Annotated in this window: 3 protein-coding genes; all 3 read left to right on the top strand. The window is 66.7% G+C overall.

Features of this window, described 5'->3' with window-relative positions; all coding sequences use genetic code 11:
• Positions 1–1,782 (top strand): DNA-binding protein (locus ACGYLQ_RS20500; RefSeq protein ID WP_394444625.1); only part of this gene is annotated, 1,782 nt, incomplete at its 5' end.
• A gap of 98 nt (positions 1,783–1,880) precedes the next feature.
• The gene (locus ACGYLQ_RS20505; RefSeq protein WP_394444627.1) at positions 1,881–2,918 is read left to right on the top strand and encodes a toprim domain-containing protein; all 1,038 of its coding nucleotides are present in this window, start codon (positions 1,881–1,883) and stop codon (positions 2,916–2,918) included.
• 328 nt (positions 2,919–3,246) lie between these two features.
• Entirely contained in the window at positions 3,247–4,182 is a 936-nt protein-coding gene (locus tag ACGYLQ_RS20510; RefSeq protein ID WP_394444629.1) for a DUF2493 domain-containing protein, read from the top strand.
• Positions 4,183–4,343 lie beyond the last annotated feature (161 nt).

Here is a 4,343-nt window from a genome sequence, read left to right on the forward strand (position 1 = left end):
AAGTGTGTTCACATGGGTCAATTCTCAGTGACAATTTATGGGGCTACCGGGTCAGTTCTCAGTGACAATCAACACGCCGCGGCCTTCTTCGTCTCGGCCAGCGTGGTCAAGCAGCGGCTGAAGCTCGCCGCCGTCGCACCGTCGCTGCTTGACGCCTATGCCGAGGAGGAGATGACGCTCGACCAACTCATGGCGTTCACCGTCAATCCCGATCACGCGCGCCAGGAGCAGGTCTGGGAGGCGCTGCAGCGTCACTATTCGCGGCAGCCCTACGAGATCCGCCGCATGCTGACCGAAGGTGCGGTGCGGGCCTCGGACAAGCGGGCGCAATTCGTCGGGCTCGACAACTACATCGAGGCCGGGGGCGAGAGCCTGCGCGACCTGTTCCAGCAGGACGATGGCGGCTGGTTGCAGGATGCCGCGCTGCTCGACGTCATGGTGCGCGAGAAGCTCGCCGAAGACGCCGAGGGGGTGCGTGCAGAGGGCTGGAAATGGGTCGAGGTCGACACCGAGTTCCCCTACGGCCACACCTTCGGAATGCGCCGGGTCCATGGCGAGGTGGTGCCGATGAGCGACGAAGAGGCTGCTCGCTACCAGGCGCTGAGGGCCGAATACGACGCGCTCGAGGCCGAGCATGCGGAAGCCGACGAGCTGCCCGACGAGGCCGACACCCGGTTGGGCGAGATCGAGGAGGCGATGGAGGCACTCGAGGCGCGGCCGATCCGGTTCGAGTCCGAGGATCTGGCGCTGGCCGGGGCCTTCGTCAGCATCGACAGATCCGGGCGGCTGCGCGTCGAGCGGGGCTACGTGCGGCCAGAGGATGAGCCGGTCGAGGAGGTGGAAGATGTGGGCGATGTCGCATCCGATCCGGTACCGGTCACGGATATCGACGAGACCGCCACGTCCACCCCGGACGAGGAGGAAGAGGACGACGGCCTCAAACCGCTCTCTGACCGGCTCGTCATGGAACTGACAGCCCATCGCACCCTGGCGCTGCGCAACGCGTTGGCCCAGGACCCGCAGATCGCCTTCCTCGCGGCGTTGCACGCGATGGTGCTGCGGCTCTTCTATCGCTACGCCGTCGACAGCTGCGTCGAGATCGAACCGCGCAACGCGGGTTTCGGATCGCAGGTAACGGGTCTGGGCGATACGACCTATGCGCAGGCCATCGAGCAGCGCCACGAAACCTGGGCACGCAACCTGCCGAAAGGACCCGAGGATCTCTGGGAGGCCCTGACCGAGTTCGACAGCTGCAGCCGCGAGGCGCTCTTCGCTCATTGCGTGGCGATGAGCGTGAATGCCGTCCACGATCCCTACCAGCGCCGTCCCCGCGCCATCGCGCATGCGGATGTGCTGGCCGGGACCGTCGGCCTCGACATGGCCAAGGCGGGCTGGACAGCGACAGGCGACACCTACCTCGGCCGCGTGACCAAGGCCCGCATCCTCGAGGCCGTGCGCGAGGCGAAGGGCGAAGACGCCGCTGATCGGATCGCCGGCCTGAAGAAGGCGGAGATGGTGACCGCCGCCGAGGACCTGCTCGTCGGCACCGGGTGGCTGCCGGACTCGCTGCGCACGCCGCCGCTGCAGGAAGAGGATGCACCCGAGATCGAGCTGGTCGACGAGGCGGACCGCGCCGACGATGACGCTTCGGAAGACGATCCCGACACCGGCGAAGCGCAATCGGCGGAAGACGGCGGCGAACCGGCTATCGGAGATTCCGAACCCTCGGAGGAAGATGATCCCGTCGCCGGTGACGCCTTCGCCCGAACTGCCGCCGAGTGACCTTCGAGCAGGTCGGGACCTTCCACCCAGGTTCCTAACACAGGGGCCCGTCAGTCATGGCGGGCCCCTGATTTCGTCCAAGCATGATGGAGGTCGCCATGACAAGATCCGCCGCCGATCTCTCGCGCCAGCTTGCCGAAAATACCGAGGCGGTGTGCCGGCATTATCTCTCGAACGGGCGGAAGCAGGGCCACTACTGGCTAGTTGGTGATGTTCGGAACACCGCTGGGCGGTCGATGTTCGTACGCTTGTCCGGGCCAGCCACCGGCACCCGTGCTGCCGGAAAATGGACTGATGCAGCCACGTCCGAGCATGGGGACCTGCTCGATGTCATCCGCGAAACCTGCGGATTGGTCGACTTCAAGGACGTCGCCGACGAGGCCCGACGCTTCTTGAGCCTGCCCTTACCTGATCCACCCCGACAGCATTCTCCACATTCACAGCCACCAGCTGCCATCGGATCCCAGGAAGCGGCGCGACGCCTGTTTGCAATGGGCATGCCGATCCGCAGCACTCCGGTGGAAACCTATCTCCGCGGGCGTGGCATCGGAGCCATTGACCAAATGCCAGGCCTGCGGTTCCATCCCGCCTGCTTCTATCGGCCCGAGGGTGGCGGGCCTGTTGCGCGGCTTCCGGCCATGCTTGCCGCCATCATCGATCTCGAGGGCCGGCAGACCGGAACCCACCGTACCTGGCTGCGTCCGGATGGCAGCGCAAAGGCAGATATCGACACGCCGCGGCGCGCAATGGGCGCTTTGCTCGGGAACGGGGTGTGGTTCGGTGCGCCCGGTGACGTGCTCATCGCGGGTGAGGGGATCGAGACGGTTCTTTCCGTGCGCTCGGCCTTGCCTGAAATGCCGGCTCTCGCGGCGCTGTCATCGGGACACTTGGCCGCCATCCGGTTTCCCGCAGGACTGCGGCGGCTCTACGTGTTGCGCGACCGTGATCCGGCGGGCGCGGCGGCAAGGGATCGGCTGGATGCGCGCGCAGCCGCGGCCGGGATCGAGGCGGTGACCCTCACGCCGCGACTGGCCGACTTCAACGATGATCTCCGGCGCTACGGTCTGGCGGCCTTGCAAGCGCGGTTGCGGCTACATCTCCACGCCGAGGACGCCACGCGGTTAGTGCCGGTGTGACAGGGCGGCAAGCGGGCTGGCACTGCACGGCTCGCAGCGTTGCTTTCGGAGGAAGGGCCGTGTGGGCTCCATCCACGAGAAAGGCCAGCGCGCACGGCCTTCTCAGAGGGCAGGGGGCCCACAAACGGCACGGTCCGGCAATGGCCGCGCTCCGGCTATTTTCCGCCGCGCCCCGGCGGGGCGCTTTGCATCGCGATGCAAAATAGCCGGGCTTGGCCATCAAGGCCCTCGCGAAGGGCTCGGGCTGCCCGGCCGTCCCGCCCGTGGGCGCGTTCCTGCCACGAAGGCCGCGTGTGGCGCGCGGCTACCCCGAGGAAGGAACCCGCAGATGACCCTCGATCCCGAAACCGATGCCCACGAGCCGCATCACAGCACGTCTTCGACCGCCCATGTCCTGACCGAACTCCAGCTCTACGGCTGGCGCCCCAACGAGGATGAACCCGATCCGCGCCCCTTGCCCGAGGGCGACCAGATCGCCGGTGCCGTCGCCGATATCATCGACGCCCTTGTCGCGACGCTGGGCGATACGCGGCTCGAGCCCGATCTCGACGAACTTCTTTGGGGCACGGTCAACCTTTTCCACCGCGCACTGGCGCGGGCCGAGCGGCAGCTCGACGACAACGAACAGGCGCAGCGGCGGCTGCAGCAGGAACAGGATGGCTCCGAGGTGAAATCCCTCGAACTCGAACGCCTCGTGGCCGAGGGGCAGAGCATGGTCGAACGACGCACCGCGCTGGAACTCTTCCGCGACCTCGCCGCCGAGGGCTTTGAACATCACCTCGGCAAGCCCTGGCATCCCCGGACCGGATCGCGCGTCAGCCATCGCAACCTCACCGCCGCGATGATCGACAGCCGGGATTTCCTCGCCGCCCGCCGCAGGGCCGAGGCGCAGCTGCTTCTGCCCGAAGGCCCGAAGGTGGCCGTGACTGGCGGGGCGGATTTCAACGATCACCGCCTGATCTGGGCGCGCCTTGACCGGGTCCATGCAAAGCACCCGGACATGGTGCTGCTCCACGGCGGCTCACCCAAGGGCGCGGAACTCATTGCCTCCCGCTGGGCCGATCACCGCAAGGTGCCGCAGGTCGCCTTCCGGCCCGACTGGACCAAGCATGGCCGCTCGGCCCCGTTCAAGCGCAACGATGCGATGCTGGACGTCCTGCCAATCGGGGTACTGGTCTTTCCGGGTACTGGGATCCAGGAGAACCTCGCCGACAAGGCGCGCAAGCTGGGTATCCCGGTGGTGAAGCATGAGGGCGGCGCGTGAGCGCTGCTATCTTCTCGAAATGCACATCATGCGGCCACTGCATCAGACCGGACGATCATGCCCATCGCAGCAAACTGCCGGTTCGAACCCAAAGTTCCGGACTCGCTGCGCAGTGGCGAATGTCGGTTTCCGGTTCGCACGTCAGCTTTTCCGCCAGATCA

The organism is Sulfitobacter sp. 1A12779, from assembly GCF_043557315.1.
In the GTDB taxonomy this organism is placed as follows: domain Bacteria; phylum Pseudomonadota; class Alphaproteobacteria; order Rhodobacterales; family Rhodobacteraceae; genus Sulfitobacter; species Sulfitobacter faviae.